Origin of the sequence: Streptomyces fructofermentans, assembly GCF_014651055.1 — a bacterium.
Taxonomy (GTDB): Bacteria; Actinomycetota; Actinomycetes; order Streptomycetales; family Streptomycetaceae; genus Streptomyces; species Streptomyces fructofermentans.
In genome coordinates this window covers 105,000-118,667 of sequence record NZ_BMWD01000029.1, presented here as the reverse complement: position 1 = coordinate 118,667, position 13,668 = coordinate 105,000, and the positions used below count along the sequence as shown (strand labels likewise).

The following is a 13,668-nucleotide window of genomic DNA, read 5'->3' as shown; positions in this document are numbered from 1 at the left end:
GCGATCGGCAAGGCCGAGCCGGTGGGCCTGTTCGTGGAGACGTTCGGCACGGCCAAGGTCGACGCCGAGAAGATCGAGACGGCCATCACCGAGGTCTTCGACCTCCGTCCGGCCGCGATCATCCGGGACCTGGACCTGCTGCGGCCGATCTACTCGCAGACCGCCGCGTACGGCCACTTCGGCCGCGCGCTGCCGGACTTCACGTGGGAGCGCACGGACCGCGTGGACGCCCTGCGCAAGGCGGCGGGCCTCTAGCCTCCGCGGCTGCACGACATGTGTGGGGCCCGGCACCCTTCGGGGGTGCCGGGCCTTCGCCGTGCCCGCCGCCGCTCCGGTGCGACCGCCCCGTCACCGGCGCCGGAGGCCGCCCGGGGCACGGGCGGCGTCCGTACCGGTGGCGCGGGCCCCCGTTCCCGGCCGGGGGACCTGTCGGTGCGGTCTGGTAGGAATGCTGCTGTGAGCAGCGACGACGGACAGGGGGGCGGCGGGGCCGAGGGCGCGCCGCCCGAGCAGCTCGCCCTCATCCGGGATGCGGTGCGCAAGGCGCCCCGGGCCAAGCCGCGGACCTGGCGCGGCGCCGCGCTCGCCAAGGAGCTGCCCGTCGCCCGGGTCCTCGTCGACAAGGGCGTGCTGCACCTCGACCGGTACTTCGACTACGCCGTGCCCGAGGAACTGGACGCCGACGCCCGGCCGGGCGTGCGGGTGCGCGTGCGGTTCGGGGCGGGACGGCACCGGGTGCGCGAGGGCCGGCGCGAGGGAGGCGGTCTGATCGACGGGTTCCTCGTCGAGCGGCGGGCCGAGTCCGACTACGCGGGGCCCCTCGCGGCGCTCGCCGGCGTCGTCTCGCCCGAACCCGTGCTCAGCGAGGAACTGCTGGGTCTCGCCCGGGCCGTCGCCGACCGGTACGCCGGCAGTCTGGCCGACGTGCTGCAGCTTGCCGTACCGCCGCGCAACGCCCGCGCCGAGGGCAGGCCGTCCCCCGAGCCCCTGCCCGCCCCCGAGGTGCCCGACGCGGGCTCCTGGGCCCGCTACACGCGCGGCGCGGCCTTCCTGGAGTCCCTGGCGTCGGGCGGGGCCCCGCGGGCCGTGTGGACCGCGCTGCCGGGGCCCGGCTGGGCCGGGGAACTGGCGCGGGCCGTCGCGGCGACCCTCGCCTCCGGGCGCGGTGCCCTCGTCGTCGTACCGGACGGGCGGTCCGTGGGCCGGGTCGACGCCGCGCTGACCGCCCTGCTGGGCGAGGGACGGCACGCCGTGCTGACCGCGGAGGCGGGCCCGGAGAAGCGGTACCGCGAGTGGCTCGCTGTGCGGCGCGGGTCCGTACGGGCCGTGGTGGGCACCCGGGCGGCGATGTTCGCGCCCGTGCGGGACCTGGGCCTGGTGGCCGTGTGGGACGACGGGGACGGCAGCCACAGCGAGCCGCACGCGCCCCAGCCGCACACCCGGGAAGTGCTGCTGCTCCGGGCCGCCCATGACAAGTGCGCTTTCCTGCTCGGGAGTTGGGGCTGCACCGTCGAGGCGGCGCAACTCGTAGAGAGCGGCTGGGCGGCGCCGATCGTCGCCGAGCGGGAGCAGGTGCGGGCTGCGGCTCCGCTCGTACGGACCGTGGGTGACGGCGATCTGGCGCGCGACGAGGCCGCGCGGGCCGCCCGGCTGCCCAGCCTCGCCTGGCAGGCCGTGCGGGAGGGGCTGCGCCAGGGACCCGTCCTGGTGCAGGTGCCCCGGCGCGGCTACGTACCGCGGATGGCCTGTGCGCAGTGCCGGGCGCCCGCGCGGTGCCGGCAGTGCTCGGGGCCGCTGGAGGGGCAGGACGCCGGCGGGCTGCGATGCGGGTGGTGCGGCCGGGACGAGACGGGATGGCACTGCGGCGAGTGCGGCGGCTTCCGGTTGAGGGCGCAGGTCGTGGGGGCGCGCAGGACCGCCGAGGAACTGGGCCGCGCCTTCCCCGCCGTGCCGGTGCGGACCTCGGGGCGCGAGCAGGTCCTCGACACGGTCCCCGGGTCGCCCGCGCTCGTGGTGAGTACGCCGGGCGCGGAGCCCGTCGCCGAGGGCGGTTACGCGGCGGCGCTGCTCCTCGACGGCTGGGCGATGCTCGGGCGGCCCGATCTGCGGGCCGGTGAGGACGCGTTGAGGCGGTGGATCGGGGCGGCTTCGCTGGTGCGGGGGCAGAGCGACGGCGGGACCGTGGTGGTCGTGGCCGAGCCGACGCTGCGGCCCGTGCAGGCGCTGGTGCGCTGGGACCCGGTGGGGCACGCGGTCCGCGAGCTGGCGGAGCGGGCCGAGCTGGGATTCCCGCCCGTGTCGCGGATGGCCGCCGTGTCGGGCACGGCCGAGGCCCTCGCGGGGTTCTTGGCCGCCGTCGAGCTGCCGCGGGAGGCGGAGGTGCTGGGACCGGTCCCGGTGCCCGTCACCGATCCGGGGCGGCCCCGTCGGACGGGGGCGCCGCCGGTCGGCGAGCGGTGGGAGCGGGCACTGATCAGGGTGCCGCCGGGGCGGGGAGCCGCGCTGGCGGCCGCGCTGAAGAGCGCGCAGGCGGCTCGGACGGCTCGCGGCGGGGGCCGGGCGGGTGAGGGCGCGGGGAGCGACGCGGTGCGGATCCGGGTCGATCCGCCCGACATCGGGTGACCGGCCCGGAGCGGCGGGGGAGCGGGGCCGTCCGGCGGCGGGGGCCTGGCGGCGCCGGCGGCTGAGCGGGTCGGTCGCTGCGGGGTCCGCCGGGTGTCGGCCGGACTCGGCGTCTGTCCGGACTCGGCGTATGTCCGGTTCGCGCCGCGCCTGATGCCCGTGCAGGTCGACGAGGGCGGCGGCCTCGGCGTATGTCCGGGGGCCGCCGGACGTCGGCCGGCCCGGCGTCCGTCCGGGGGCCGTCGGTGTTGGTCGGTCCGGGGCGTGTCCTGGGTTCGACGGGTGTCGGTCGGTCCCGGGGTGTCCTGGGTCCGTCGGTGTGGATCAGGCCCGGGGGTGTGTCGCGGGTCCGCCGGTGGCAGTCAGTCCCGGCGGGTGTCGGTCGGTCCCGGTGTCCGTCCCGGGTCCGCCGGTGTCTGCCGGGCCCGGTGTGTCCTGGGGCCGCCGAGCCCGGTGGGCGCCCCGGGGTGTTCGCGGTGGGCCGGACGGCTGGGGCGCGGGCTGTGGGTCTGCCCTCGACCGGCGCCGAGGGCAGACGGGGCGACCGCCTCAGCCGTTGCGCGGGCCGGGGAAGGCGCTCGGCCTGATCTCCTCGCGGAGGTTGCTGCCCGAGGTCGGCTGGGTGGGCATCGGCAGCGGCACCGAGCGGGCGGCCGGGACCGTCGGCAGGGGCGAGGTGACGGCGACCGTGCGGGAGGCCGAGGACTCCGTGGCGCGCTCGGCGTCGGCGGCCGCCTGGGCGGCGGCGCGGCGGGCGCCGTAACGCCGGTGCACCGCCTGCTTCGTGACGCCGAGTGCGGAGCCCACCGCGTCCCACGAGAAGCCCAGGGAGCGGTCGAAGTCCACGGCGGCCGTGACCAGCGTCTCGACGCTGTCCCGCAGTTCCTGGGCGAGGCGGACGGTCGGTGCGGGAGCGCGCCCGTACACGACGAAGCCCGTGGACGGGCCGGAGCGGCGCGGGCGGTAGACATTGCCCAGCTGGGCGGTCAGCGTGCGCAGCGCGTCCACCTGCCGGCGGACCCGCTCGATGTCCCGCACCAGCAGATGCAGGCTGGCCCGAGCCTGGGCGTCGTGGGTTGCGTGGTCGGCCATGAACAAGCCTCTCGAACCGGCGGTGAAAGGGATCGGTCCGCTGACTGCGGCCCGTTTCGGTCAACTCTCTCTTGACCAACGCATCTCGGGGTGAGTGGTCACGCTTCAGGGGCGTGGAGGCATATGCGTACGCCCCCGGCGCCCGGATGCGCGTCGCCCCGGGCATCGGCCGCGCCCGGGGCCGCCCGCCGGCCGCCCCGGGCTCTCGGCCGGGGGGTGCCGCGGGGCCGTCCCCGAGGGGCTCGCGGCCGGCCGCGGCCATAGACTGGTGCGCTGCCCGTCACGTACCCGCCCGAGAGGCCGACTCCCACCCATGAAGCTCGTCTTCGCCGGTACCCCCGAGGTCGCCGTTCCCGCCCTGGACGCCCTGATCGCCTCCGGGCGCCACGAGGTGGCCGCGGTCGTCACCCGCCCCGACGCGCCGGCGGGCCGTGGACGCAGGCTCGTCGCGAGCCCCGTGGCCGAGCGGGCGGAGGAGGCCGGCATCGAGGTGCTGAAGCCGGGGCGTCCGAGGGACGAGGAGTTCCTCGCACGGCTGCGCGAGATCGCGCCGGACTGCTGCCCCGTCGTCGCCTACGGCGCCCTGCTGCCCAGGGTCGCCCTGGACATCCCCGCGCACGGCTGGGTCAACCTGCACTTCTCGCTGCTGCCGGCCTGGCGCGGCGCGGCCCCCGTGCAGCACTCGATCATGGCGGGCGACGAGATCACCGGCGCCTCCACCTTCCTGATCGAGGAAGGGCTCGACTCCGGACCGGTCTACGGGACCGTCACGGAGGAGGTACGGCCGACCGACACCAGCGGGGACCTGCTGACACGGCTCGCCTTCGCGGGGGCCGGTCTGCTCGCCGCGACCATGGACGGCATCGAGGACGGCGCCCTGAAGGCCGTGCCGCAGCCGTCCGACGGCATCTCCCTGGCCCCGAAGATCACTGTCGAGAGCGCCCACGTGGACTGGGCCGCGCCCGCGATGCGCGTCGACCGTGTCGTCCGCGGCTGCACACCCGCGCCCGGCGCGTGGACCGCGTTCCGCGGGGAGCGGCTGAAGCTGATCCAGCTCGCGCCGGTGCCGGACCGCACGGACCTCGCCCCGGGGGCCCTCGCCGTCGGCAAGAACAACGTGTACGTGGGCACCGGCTCGCACGCCGTGGAACTGCTGTGGGTCCAGGCCCAGGGCAAGAAGCCGATGCGCGCGCCGGACTGGGCGCGCGGCGTCCGGATCACCCCGGGCGAGACCGTGGGGGCCTGAGCACGGAGCCGCGCGGACCTGCCTGCCCGGGGTCCCGTACGGCGCCCGGTGGGCCGTTCCGCGCGGTTCCCGGGGGCCGGGGGGAGCGGCGTACGCTGGTCGCATTCCCACTTCCACGAGCCGGAGCACCTTTTACGTGAACGAGCAGTCCCGTGCGCCCCGTCAGCAGGGCAAGCCCTACCGTCGTCCCAAGAAGGACCCCGTGCGGATGCTCGCCTTCGAGGCGTTGCGGGCGGTGGACGAGAGGGACGCGTACGCGAACCTGGTGCTGCCGCCGCTGCTTCGCAAGGCGCGTGAGAAGGGCGACTTCGACGGGCGCGACGCGGCGCTCGCCACGGAGCTGGTGTACGGGACGCTGCGCCGCCAGGGGACGTACGACGCCGTCATCGCCGCGTGTGTCGACCGGCCGCTGCGCGAGGTCGACCCGCCGGTGCTCGACGTGCTCAGCCTCGGTGCCCACCAACTGCTCGGCACGCGCATCCCGACGCACGCGGCCGTGTCCGCGTCCGTCGAACTGGCGAGGGTCGTACTCGGCGACGGGCGCGCCAAGTTCGTCAACGCCGTACTGCGGAAGATCGCGCGGCACGACCTCGACGAATGGCTGGAGCAGGTCGCGCCGCCGTACGACGACGACCCGGAGGAGCACCTCGCCGTCGTGCACTCCCACCCGCGCTGGGTCGTCTCGGCGCTGTGGGACTCGCTGGGCGGCGGGCGCGCCGGCGTCGAGGACCTGCTGGAGGCCGACAACGAACGGCCCGAGGTGACCCTGGTGGCCAGGCCCGGACGCGCCACCGCCGACGAACTGCTCGACGCGCTGGGCGAGGAGTCGTCGCTGCCGGGGCGTTGGTCGCCGTACGCCGTGCGGCTGTCCGAGGGCGGCGAGCCGGGAGCCGTCGAGGCGGTGCGCGAGGGCCGGGCGGGCGTCCAGGACGAGGGGAGCCAGCTCGTGGCCCTCGCCCTCGCCCACGCGCCCCTGGAGGGGCCGGACCGCGCATGGCTCGACGGCTGCGCGGGGCCGGGCGGGAAGGCGGCGATGCTCGCCGGGCTCGCCGCGGAGCGCGGGGCCGTGCTCCTCGCCTCCGAGAAGCAGCCGCACCGGGCCGGGCTGGTCGCCAGGGCGCTCGCCGGGAACCCGGGGCCGTACCAGGTCATCGCCGCCGACGGGACCCGGCCGCCGTGGCGGCCCGGCAGCTTCGACCGCGTCCTGATGGACGTGCCCTGCACCGGGCTCGGCGCGCTGCGCCGTCGTCCGGAGGCCCGTTGGCGCCGCCGCCCCGACGACCTGGAGCGCTTCGCGCCGCTCCAGCGCGGGCTGCTGCGTTCGGCGCTCGCGTCGGTGCGGGTCGGCGGTGTCGTCGGGTACGCCACCTGCTCACCGCACCTCGCCGAGACGCGGGCCGTGGTCGACGACGTGCTCAAGCACTACGACGGCTCGGCCGAACTTGTGGACGCGCGCCCGCTGCTGCCGGGCGTACCGGCCCTCGGCGACGGCCCCGACATCCAGCTCTGGCCGCATCTGCACGGTACGGACGCGATGTATCTGGCGCTGATCCGCCGGACGGGCTGAGCGGCCGTTCCACGCCTCGGCCCCGGCCGGGCAGGGCCGCTCCGCCCGGCCCCGCCCGCCGGGCCTGGCGTCGCTGTCGGCCCGTACCCGGACGCACCCCGCCCCGCGGCACCGGCGGCCCCGTCCGTCCCGCCCGCCGGGCCGGGGCCCGAGGCGCTGACGCACCGGCCCCGAGGCACCGACCCGCCTGTGCCCGTCCTGCCTGTGCCCGTGAGTCCGGCGCGTGCCCGCACGCGCCGGACCGGCGGCACCGACACGCCTGTGCTCGTGCCGCTCGTGCCGCTCGTGCCGGCCGCGTGTTTGTGGTTCGGGTCGCCGCCCTGCGCTCGGGCCCGGTGGCGTCCTGTGCGTGCCCGTCGGTCAGGACCGCCCTCAGACCCGTGGTGGTCCGACCGGCTGCGGTGCGGGGCGCGGGTCGTCGGTTCCGTCGTCCGGACCGGGTTCGGCCGGGCCGCCGGAGCCGGGGGAGGCGCCGTCGCCGCCCGGCCCCGCGTCCGGTGGCGGGGTGGCGGGCGGCCCGTCCTCGTGCGCCAGGCGGTGCGGCCACCAGACCTTGGGGCCGACGTCCAGGAAGAGCGACGTCACGAGGACCGAACGTACGACGAGCGTGTCCAGCAGCACGCCCAGGGCGACGGCGAAGCCGATCTCGGCGAACGCGACCATCGGCAGGGTGGCGAGCGCGGCGAACGTGCCCGCCAGCACGAGGCCGGCCGAGGTGATGACGGCTCCGGTCGCCGCGAGCCCCGTGACCACGCCCTTGCGGGTGCCCTGGTGCCCGGCCTCCTCGCGGATGCGGGTGGTCAGGAAGATGTTGTAGTCGATGCCCAGGGCGACCAGGAACACGAAGACGAACAAGGGGAAGTCGGTGGCCTCGCCCGCGTAGTCGAAGACGTACCGGAACGCGAGCGCGCTGATGCCGAGGGCGGACGCGAAGGACAGTACGACCGTGCCGATCAGGATCAGCGGGGCTACCACGGCGCGCAGCAGGGCGCACAGGATCAGCAGCACCACGACGAGCACCAGCGGGATGATCAGGATGTTGTCGTGGGTCGTCGCCTCGTCCATGTCGAGCAGGGCGGCCGTGCCCCCGCCGACCTTCGCGTCGGCGCCGGGGATGTCGTGGACGGCGTCGCGGACCCGCTCCACCGTCTCCTTCGCGGCCTCGCTGTCCGCCGGTGCGGTCATGGTGGCCTCGAAGAGGACCCTGCCCTCGAAGGCGGGTTTGGTGCCGGGCGGCAGACCGAGGGACTCCGGCACGACGCCGGGCGTCGCCGCGACGGCCCGGCCGACCTCGACGGCCTGGGCGCGGTCGCTGACGATGACGAGCGGGTCGCCGCTGCCCGCCGGGAAGTACCGCGCGGACACCTTCTGGCCGACGATCGAGTCGGGTTCGCCGGTGAAGGAGTCGGCGTTGCCGATGCCCTCCGCGCGGAGCTGGACCAGGCCCAGCGAGAGCAGTGCGAGGACCGCGGCGGTGACCGCCCAGACCATGCGCGGGCGCCGGGAGATGCGGTTGCCCATCCGGGCCCACAGCCCGCGGCTCGTCGGGTCGGAGGAGCCGAGGTGCGGCGTGGCCGGCCAGAAGATCCACCGGCCGAAGATCACCAGCAGGGCGGGGAAGAGTGTGATCATCGCGATCAGCGCGACCGCGACCCCGATCGCGGCGACCGGGCCGAGGCCGCGCGTCGAGTTCATCTCGGCGGCGAGCAGCACCAGCATGCTGAGGACGACGGTCGCGCCGGACGCGAGCACCGCGGGGCCGGCCCGGTGCAGTGCGAGCGCCATCGCCTCGTGGCGGTCCTCGTGGCGGCGCAGTTCCTCCCGGTAGCGGGCGACCAGCAGGAGGGCGTAGTCGGTCCCCGCGCCGAACACGAGGACGGTCAGGATGCCCGCGCTCTGGCCGTTGACGGTCAGGCCGGCGTGCTCGGCCATGAAGTAGATCACCGCCTGCGCGGTGAACAGCGCGACGACCACGCTGACCAGGGGGACCAGCAGCAGGGTCGGACTGCGGTAGGTGAGCAGCAGCATCACGATGACGACGGCCATCGCCGCGAACAGCAGGGTGGAGTCGATGCCCTCGAAGGCCTCGGAGAAGTCCGCCGACGTGCCGCCCGGACCCGTGATGTGCACGGCGAGCCCGTCCCCGCCCTCACCCACGGTGTCCCGGATCGAGTCGACCGCGGGGGCGATGCGCTCCCACCCCTGCGCGTCCATCGTGATCGGTACGATCACCTGGGCGGCCCGCGGGTCCGCCGGCCTGTCGTAGACCGGTCCGCGGGTCTCCGCGCCCCGGATGCCGTGGTCGCGCAGTCCCTTGAGCTGCTCCACGTCCTGCTCGATCTGCGCGCGGTCGTCCCGCGTGAGGCCGTCCTCACGGGCGTACACGACCACCGCGGGGATCTGCTCGGGCCTGAAGTCCTCCGAGATGTGGAGGACTTGGGTGGACTCCGCCGAACCGGGCAGCCAGGACGCCGCGTCGTTGTCCTGCGCGTCGGCGAGTTTCTGCGCGAACGGGGCCGTGAGGATCAGCAGCACGAGCCACAGCCCCACGACGACCCACTTGCTGCGCCGGCCGCAGACCAGCCAGCCGATTCCGCGCCGCTTCCCCTGTGCGTCCGTCATCGTCGTCCCCGCAGCCGCTTGAGGAGCCGGTGGGCCGCCAAGGATGGCACGGCGTGGGCGGCGGGTGCAGCAAGTCCGCCGAGTCCGCGCGCATCCGGTGCTCCGGGCCGCGGACCCCGCCGACCGGGGAGAGCAACCGGCTCCCGGCATGGCAGGCTTGTGGCATGGCCGCGCAGATCAACCCCAGCATCCTGTCCGCCGACTTCGCACGCCTCGCCGAGGAGGCGAAGGCGGTGGAGGGCGCAGACTGGCTCCATGTCGATGTGATGGACAACCATTTCGTCCCGAACCTCACGCTCGGTGTGCCGGTCGTAGAGTCCCTGGCGCGCGCTACGGACACACCCCTGGACTGTCATCTGATGATCGAGGACGCCGATCGGTGGGCGCCCCAGTACGTGGAGGCGGGTGCTGGTTCCGTCACCTTCCACGTCGAGGCGGCCGCCGCACCCGTGCGGCTCGCCCGGGAGATCCGGGCGAAGGGCGCCCGGGCCTCGATGGCGCTGAGGCCCGCGACCCCGATCGAGCCGTACGAGGATCTGCTTCCCGAGCTCGACATGCTGCTGATCATGACGGTCGAGCCCGGCTTCGGGGGCCAGGCCTTTCTCGACATCATGCTCCCGAAGATCCGCCGGACCCGCGAGTTGATCAGCAAGCACGGACTGGAGCTGTGGCTGCAGGTCGACGGCGGGGTCTCGGCCACCACCATCGAGCGCTGCGCCGAGGCGGGAGCCGACGTCTTCGTCGCGGGCTCGGCCGTGTACGGGGCCGACGACCCCGCCCGGGCGGTACGTGCATTGCGCACCCAAGCGGAGGAGGCGACGGCCCGGAGCACCTGGGCGCGCGACCACTGAGACAAGGGAACGTGAACGCCGCCCCTCAGGGCTGATCAAGTTCGCCGGATCTGCGAGGATGAACGGCGAATCCAGAGTGTGAACAGCAGTGAGGAGATCGCCGTGTCGGGTATGTCGGCGGGCCGGTCGGCCATGCGGATGGGACCCGCTGAGCTGGTGCAGGCGGCGGCCATGGCCCGCCGCTTCTACCTAGAGGGCAAATCCAAGATCCAGATCGCCGAGGAGTTCGGCGTGAGCCGCTTCAAGGTGGCCCGGGTCCTGGAGACCGCCCTCGAACGGGATCTCGTGAGGATCGAGATCCGCGTCCCCGCCGAGCTGGACGCGGAGCGCTCCGACGCGCTGCGTGCCCGCTACGGCCTGCGGCACGCCGTCGTCGTCGAGTCGCCGGCCGAGGCGGAGGAGTCGCCCGACCCGGAGAACCTCGGTGAGGTCGCCGCCGAACTGCTCGGCGAACTCGTGGCCGAGGGCGATGTGCTCGGCCTGGCCTGGGGCCGCTCCACCATCCACATGGCGGCCGCCCTGGACCGGCTGCCGCCGTGCACGGTGGTGCAGCTGACGGGTGTCTACGACGCGGGCACGGCCGAGCGCGGCTCGGTCGAGGCCGTCCGCAGGGCCGCCCAGGTCTCCGGCGGCGAGGCGCACCCGATCTACGCGCCGATGCTGCTGCCCGACCCGGCCACGGCGGCCGCGCTGCGCAGTCAGCCCGGCATCGCCCGCGCCTTCGAGTACTTCGACAAGGTGACGGTCGCCTGCGTGTCCATCGGCTCCTGGGAGGCGGGCATCTCCACGGTGCACGACATGCTCAGCGACGAGGAGCGCGCGCACTACGCGTCGCTCGGTGTCGCCGCCGAGATGTCCGCGCACCTCTTCGACACCGAGGGCCGCCGGGTCGGGCGGGACCTGGGGGAGCGGTGCATCACCGTCGAGGCCGACCGGCTGCGGCGCATCCCCGAGGTCGTCGCGATCGCCGGCGGCCAGCGCAAGGCGGCCGCCATCGACGCGGTGCTGCGGTCCGGGCTCGTCACCAGCCTGGTGACGGACACGGCCGCCGCGGACAGCCTGATGACGGCGGGCCCCGCGCCGCGTCCGGCACTGAACCGGGCGGACCCCGACGGGCCCTGAGGTACCGGCAGTCCGGCGGAGGGCTCGGTGACGGGCCGCGCGGGGACGGCTGTGGCAGCATCGGCGACATGCTGCTCCGGTCCGTCCCCCGTCTGCTGTCCGGGCTGCTGCTCTGCCTCGTGGCGGTACTCGCGGGCTGCGCGCCGACCGGCGGCGGGACCGGCCCGGGCACGGACGTCACGGCACCCTCCTGGGCCGCCGGAACGCCGACGGTCCGGGAGGCGGACCTCCCCCGCGAGGCGCGCCGGACACTCGCCCTCATCGACGGGGGCGGGCCCTTCCCGTACGCCAGGGACGGCAGCGTCTTCCGCAACTTCGAGGGCGAGCTGCCGCCCCAGGAGCCCGGCCACTACCGCGAGTTCACCGTCCGCACCCCCGGCGAGCGCGACCGCGGGGCCCGGCGCGTCGTCACCGGACGGGACGGAGAGGTGTACTACACCGACGATCACTACGACTCGTTCAGGGCGGTGCTGAGATGACGCAGGACGTGGCCGGCCGCCACGTGGTCGCGCTGGACCTCGACGGGGTCACCGACAAGGCGGCACTCATGGAGCGCTGCGCCCGCGCCCTGGAGCTGCCCGACTGGTTCGGGCGGAACTGGGACGCGCTGGCGGACAGCCTCGGAGACTCGTCGCTCTGGCCCGCGGCCGCCGCCCGGCGGGGGCTGCTGCTCGTCGTCGCCGGCTGGCAGCCGTACGCCCGCTCGCGGCCCGACGAGTGGGAGACCGCCCGCGAGGTGTTCACGGAGGCCGCCGAGCGCACCCCGGCGCTCACCGTCGCGCTGGAGCTTGGAGGATCGCACAGCCGGGGATGAGGGCGGCCTGGACGTTCCGACCAGGGCATGCATACCGGCCGACATGGGACAATGAGGTACGTGCTCTTCCCCCGGCTGTCCTGTCCGTGGGGCCACCTATGAACCACTGGGATGTGCAGCACGTGCGTTTCCTCAACGACATCCAGCCCGCGTACGACCTGACGTACGACGACGTCTTCATGGTGCCGAGCCGCTCAGCGGTCGGTTCGCGGCAGGGCGTCGACCTGGCTTCGCCGGACGGCACCGGCACCACCATCCCGCTGGTGGTCGCCAACATGACCGCCATCGCGGGCCGCCGGATGGCCGAGACCGTGGCCCGCCGCGGCGGACTCGTCGTCATCCCGCAGGACATCCCGATCGAGGTCGTCACCGAGGTCGTCTCCTGGGTCAAGAGCCGCCACCTCGTCCTGGACACCCCCATCGTGCTGGCCCCCCACCAGACGGTCGCCGACGCGCTGTCCCTGCTGCCGAAGCGGGCGCACAACGCCGGCGTCGTGGTCGACGACGAGGGCCGGCCGGTCGGCGTGGTCACCGACGCCGACCTCAGCGGCGTCGACCGCTTCACGCAGCTCTCCGAGGTCATGTCCCGCGACCTGCTGCTGCTGGACGCCGGCATCGAGCCCCGCGAGGCCTTCAACCGGCTGGACGGCGCCAACCGCCGCTACGCGCCCGCCGTCGACGGGGACGGCAGGCTGGCGGGCATCCTCACCCGCAAGGGCGCCCTGCGCGCCACGCTGTACACCCCGGCCACCGACGCGGACGGCAGGCTGCGCATCGCGGCCGCCGTGGGCATCAACGGCGATGTGGCGGGCAAGGCCAAGCAGCTGCTCGCGGCGGGCGTCGACACGCTCGTCGTGGACACCGCGCACGGCCACCAGGAGTCGATGATCTCGGCCGTCCGGGCGGTCCGCGGCCTCGACCCCCAGGTGCCGATCGTCGCGGGCAACATCGTCGCCGCCGAGGGCGTGCGCGACCTCGTCGAGGCAGGCGCGGACATCATCAAGGTCGGTGTCGGACCGGGCGCCATGTGCACCACGCGCATGATGACCGGTGTCGGCCGCCCGCAGTTCTCCGCCGTCCTCGAGTGCGCCGCCGAGGCGAAGAAGTTCGGCAAGCACGTGTGGGCCGACGGCGGAGTCCGCCACCCCCGCGACGTGGCCATGGCGCTGGCCGCGGGCGCGTCGAACGTGATGGTCGGCTCCTGGTTCGCCGGTACGTACGAGTCGCCCGGCGACCTGCAGCAGGACGCCGACGGACGCCTCTACAAGGAGTCGTTCGGCATGGCGTCCGCGCGGGCGGTGCGCAACCGCACCTCCGAGGAGTCGGCCTACGACCGGGCCCGCAAGGCCCTGTTCGAGGAGGGCATCTCGACCTCGCGCATGTTCCTCGACCCGACGCGGCCCGGTGTGGAGGACCTGATCGACTCCGTCATCGCGGGCGTCCGCTCCTCGTGCACCTACGCGGGCGCCAACTCCCTCGCGGAGTTCGCCGAGCGTGCCGTGGTGGGCGTGCAGAGCGCCGCCGGTTACGCCGAGGGCAAGCCGCTGCACGCCAGCTGGAGCTGACCCCGTCCCACGCTCCGCGACGGCCCCCGCTCTCCCTCCCGGGAGGACGGGGGCCGTCGGCGTACTCTCGCGGGCCGACTCCGGGCCGACTCCGGGCCGACTCCGGGCCGACTCCGGGCCGACTCCGGGCCGACTCCGGGCCGACTCCGGGCCGACTCCGGGCCGAC

The 13,668-nt window shown here is 74.9% G+C and carries 11 protein-coding genes; 9 read left to right on the top strand and 2 right to left on the bottom strand.

The genetic code is table 11. The features are described 5' to 3' along the window. Positions 1-255 (top strand): methionine adenosyltransferase domain-containing protein (locus tag IE265_RS31475; RefSeq protein ID WP_190039152.1); only part of this gene is annotated, 255 nt, incomplete at its 5' end. A gap of 201 nt (positions 256-456) precedes the next feature. After that, positions 457-2,622 carry a primosomal protein N' gene (locus tag IE265_RS31470; RefSeq protein WP_190039151.1) on the top strand — a complete coding sequence of 722 codons (2,166 nt, stop codon included), beginning with the start codon at positions 457-459 and terminating at the stop codon, positions 2,620-2,622. Positions 2,623-3,171: 549 nt separating this feature from the next. Here IE265_RS31470 and IE265_RS31465 read toward each other — a convergent pair. Beyond that, positions 3,172-3,714 (bottom strand): hypothetical protein, encoded by a 543-nt coding sequence (locus IE265_RS31465; RefSeq protein WP_190039150.1) that lies wholly within the window; start codon positions 3,712-3,714, stop codon positions 3,172-3,174. A gap of 313 nt (positions 3,715-4,027) precedes the next feature. Between IE265_RS31465 and fmt the strand changes: the two genes are divergently transcribed. Next, a complete protein-coding gene (gene fmt / locus IE265_RS31460; protein ID WP_190039149.1) occupies positions 4,028-4,960 on the top strand; it encodes a methionyl-tRNA formyltransferase in 933 nt (310 codons plus the stop codon). Between the two features lie 136 nt (positions 4,961-5,096). Further along, entirely contained in the window at positions 5,097-6,527 is a 1,431-nt protein-coding gene (locus tag IE265_RS31455; protein WP_190039148.1) for an RsmB/NOP family class I SAM-dependent RNA methyltransferase, read from the top strand. A 372-nt stretch (positions 6,528-6,899) separates the two neighbouring features. Here the strand turns inward: IE265_RS31455 and IE265_RS31450 are convergent, their stop codons facing one another. Further along, complete coding sequence (locus IE265_RS31450; protein WP_190039147.1) at positions 6,900-9,149, bottom strand: MMPL family transporter; 2,250 nt, start codon at positions 9,147-9,149, stop codon at positions 6,900-6,902. A 164-nt stretch (positions 9,150-9,313) separates the two neighbouring features. Here IE265_RS31450 and rpe point away from each other — a divergent pair, with 164 nt between their 5' ends. The 5 genes from rpe to IE265_RS31425 all read left to right on the top strand — a co-directional run bounded on the left by rpe (position 9,314) and on the right by IE265_RS31425 (position 13,501). Further along, on the top strand, positions 9,314-10,000 hold the full coding sequence (gene rpe, locus IE265_RS31445) for a ribulose-phosphate 3-epimerase (RefSeq protein WP_190039146.1): 687 nt from the start codon (positions 9,314-9,316) through the stop codon (positions 9,998-10,000). A gap of 78 nt (positions 10,001-10,078) precedes the next feature. Further along, positions 10,079-11,122 carry a sugar-binding transcriptional regulator gene (locus tag IE265_RS31440; protein WP_190039145.1) on the top strand — a complete coding sequence of 348 codons (1,044 nt, stop codon included), beginning with the start codon at positions 10,079-10,081 and terminating at the stop codon, positions 11,120-11,122. Between the two features lie 68 nt (positions 11,123-11,190). Further along, positions 11,191-11,601, top strand: coding sequence for a guanyl-specific ribonuclease (locus IE265_RS31435; RefSeq protein ID WP_190039144.1), 411 nt, complete (start codon positions 11,191-11,193; stop codon positions 11,599-11,601). Beyond that, positions 11,598-11,936: a barstar family protein gene (locus IE265_RS31430; RefSeq protein WP_190039143.1), complete on the top strand. Its 339-nt coding sequence runs from the start codon at positions 11,598-11,600 to the stop codon at positions 11,934-11,936. The genes IE265_RS31435 and IE265_RS31430 overlap by 4 nt, the downstream gene beginning before the upstream one ends. 98 nt (positions 11,937-12,034) lie before the next feature. Beyond that, on the top strand, positions 12,035-13,501 hold the full coding sequence (locus tag IE265_RS31425; RefSeq protein WP_190039142.1) for a GuaB1 family IMP dehydrogenase-related protein: 1,467 nt from the start codon (positions 12,035-12,037) through the stop codon (positions 13,499-13,501). The last annotated feature ends 167 nt before the right edge of the window (positions 13,502-13,668 follow it).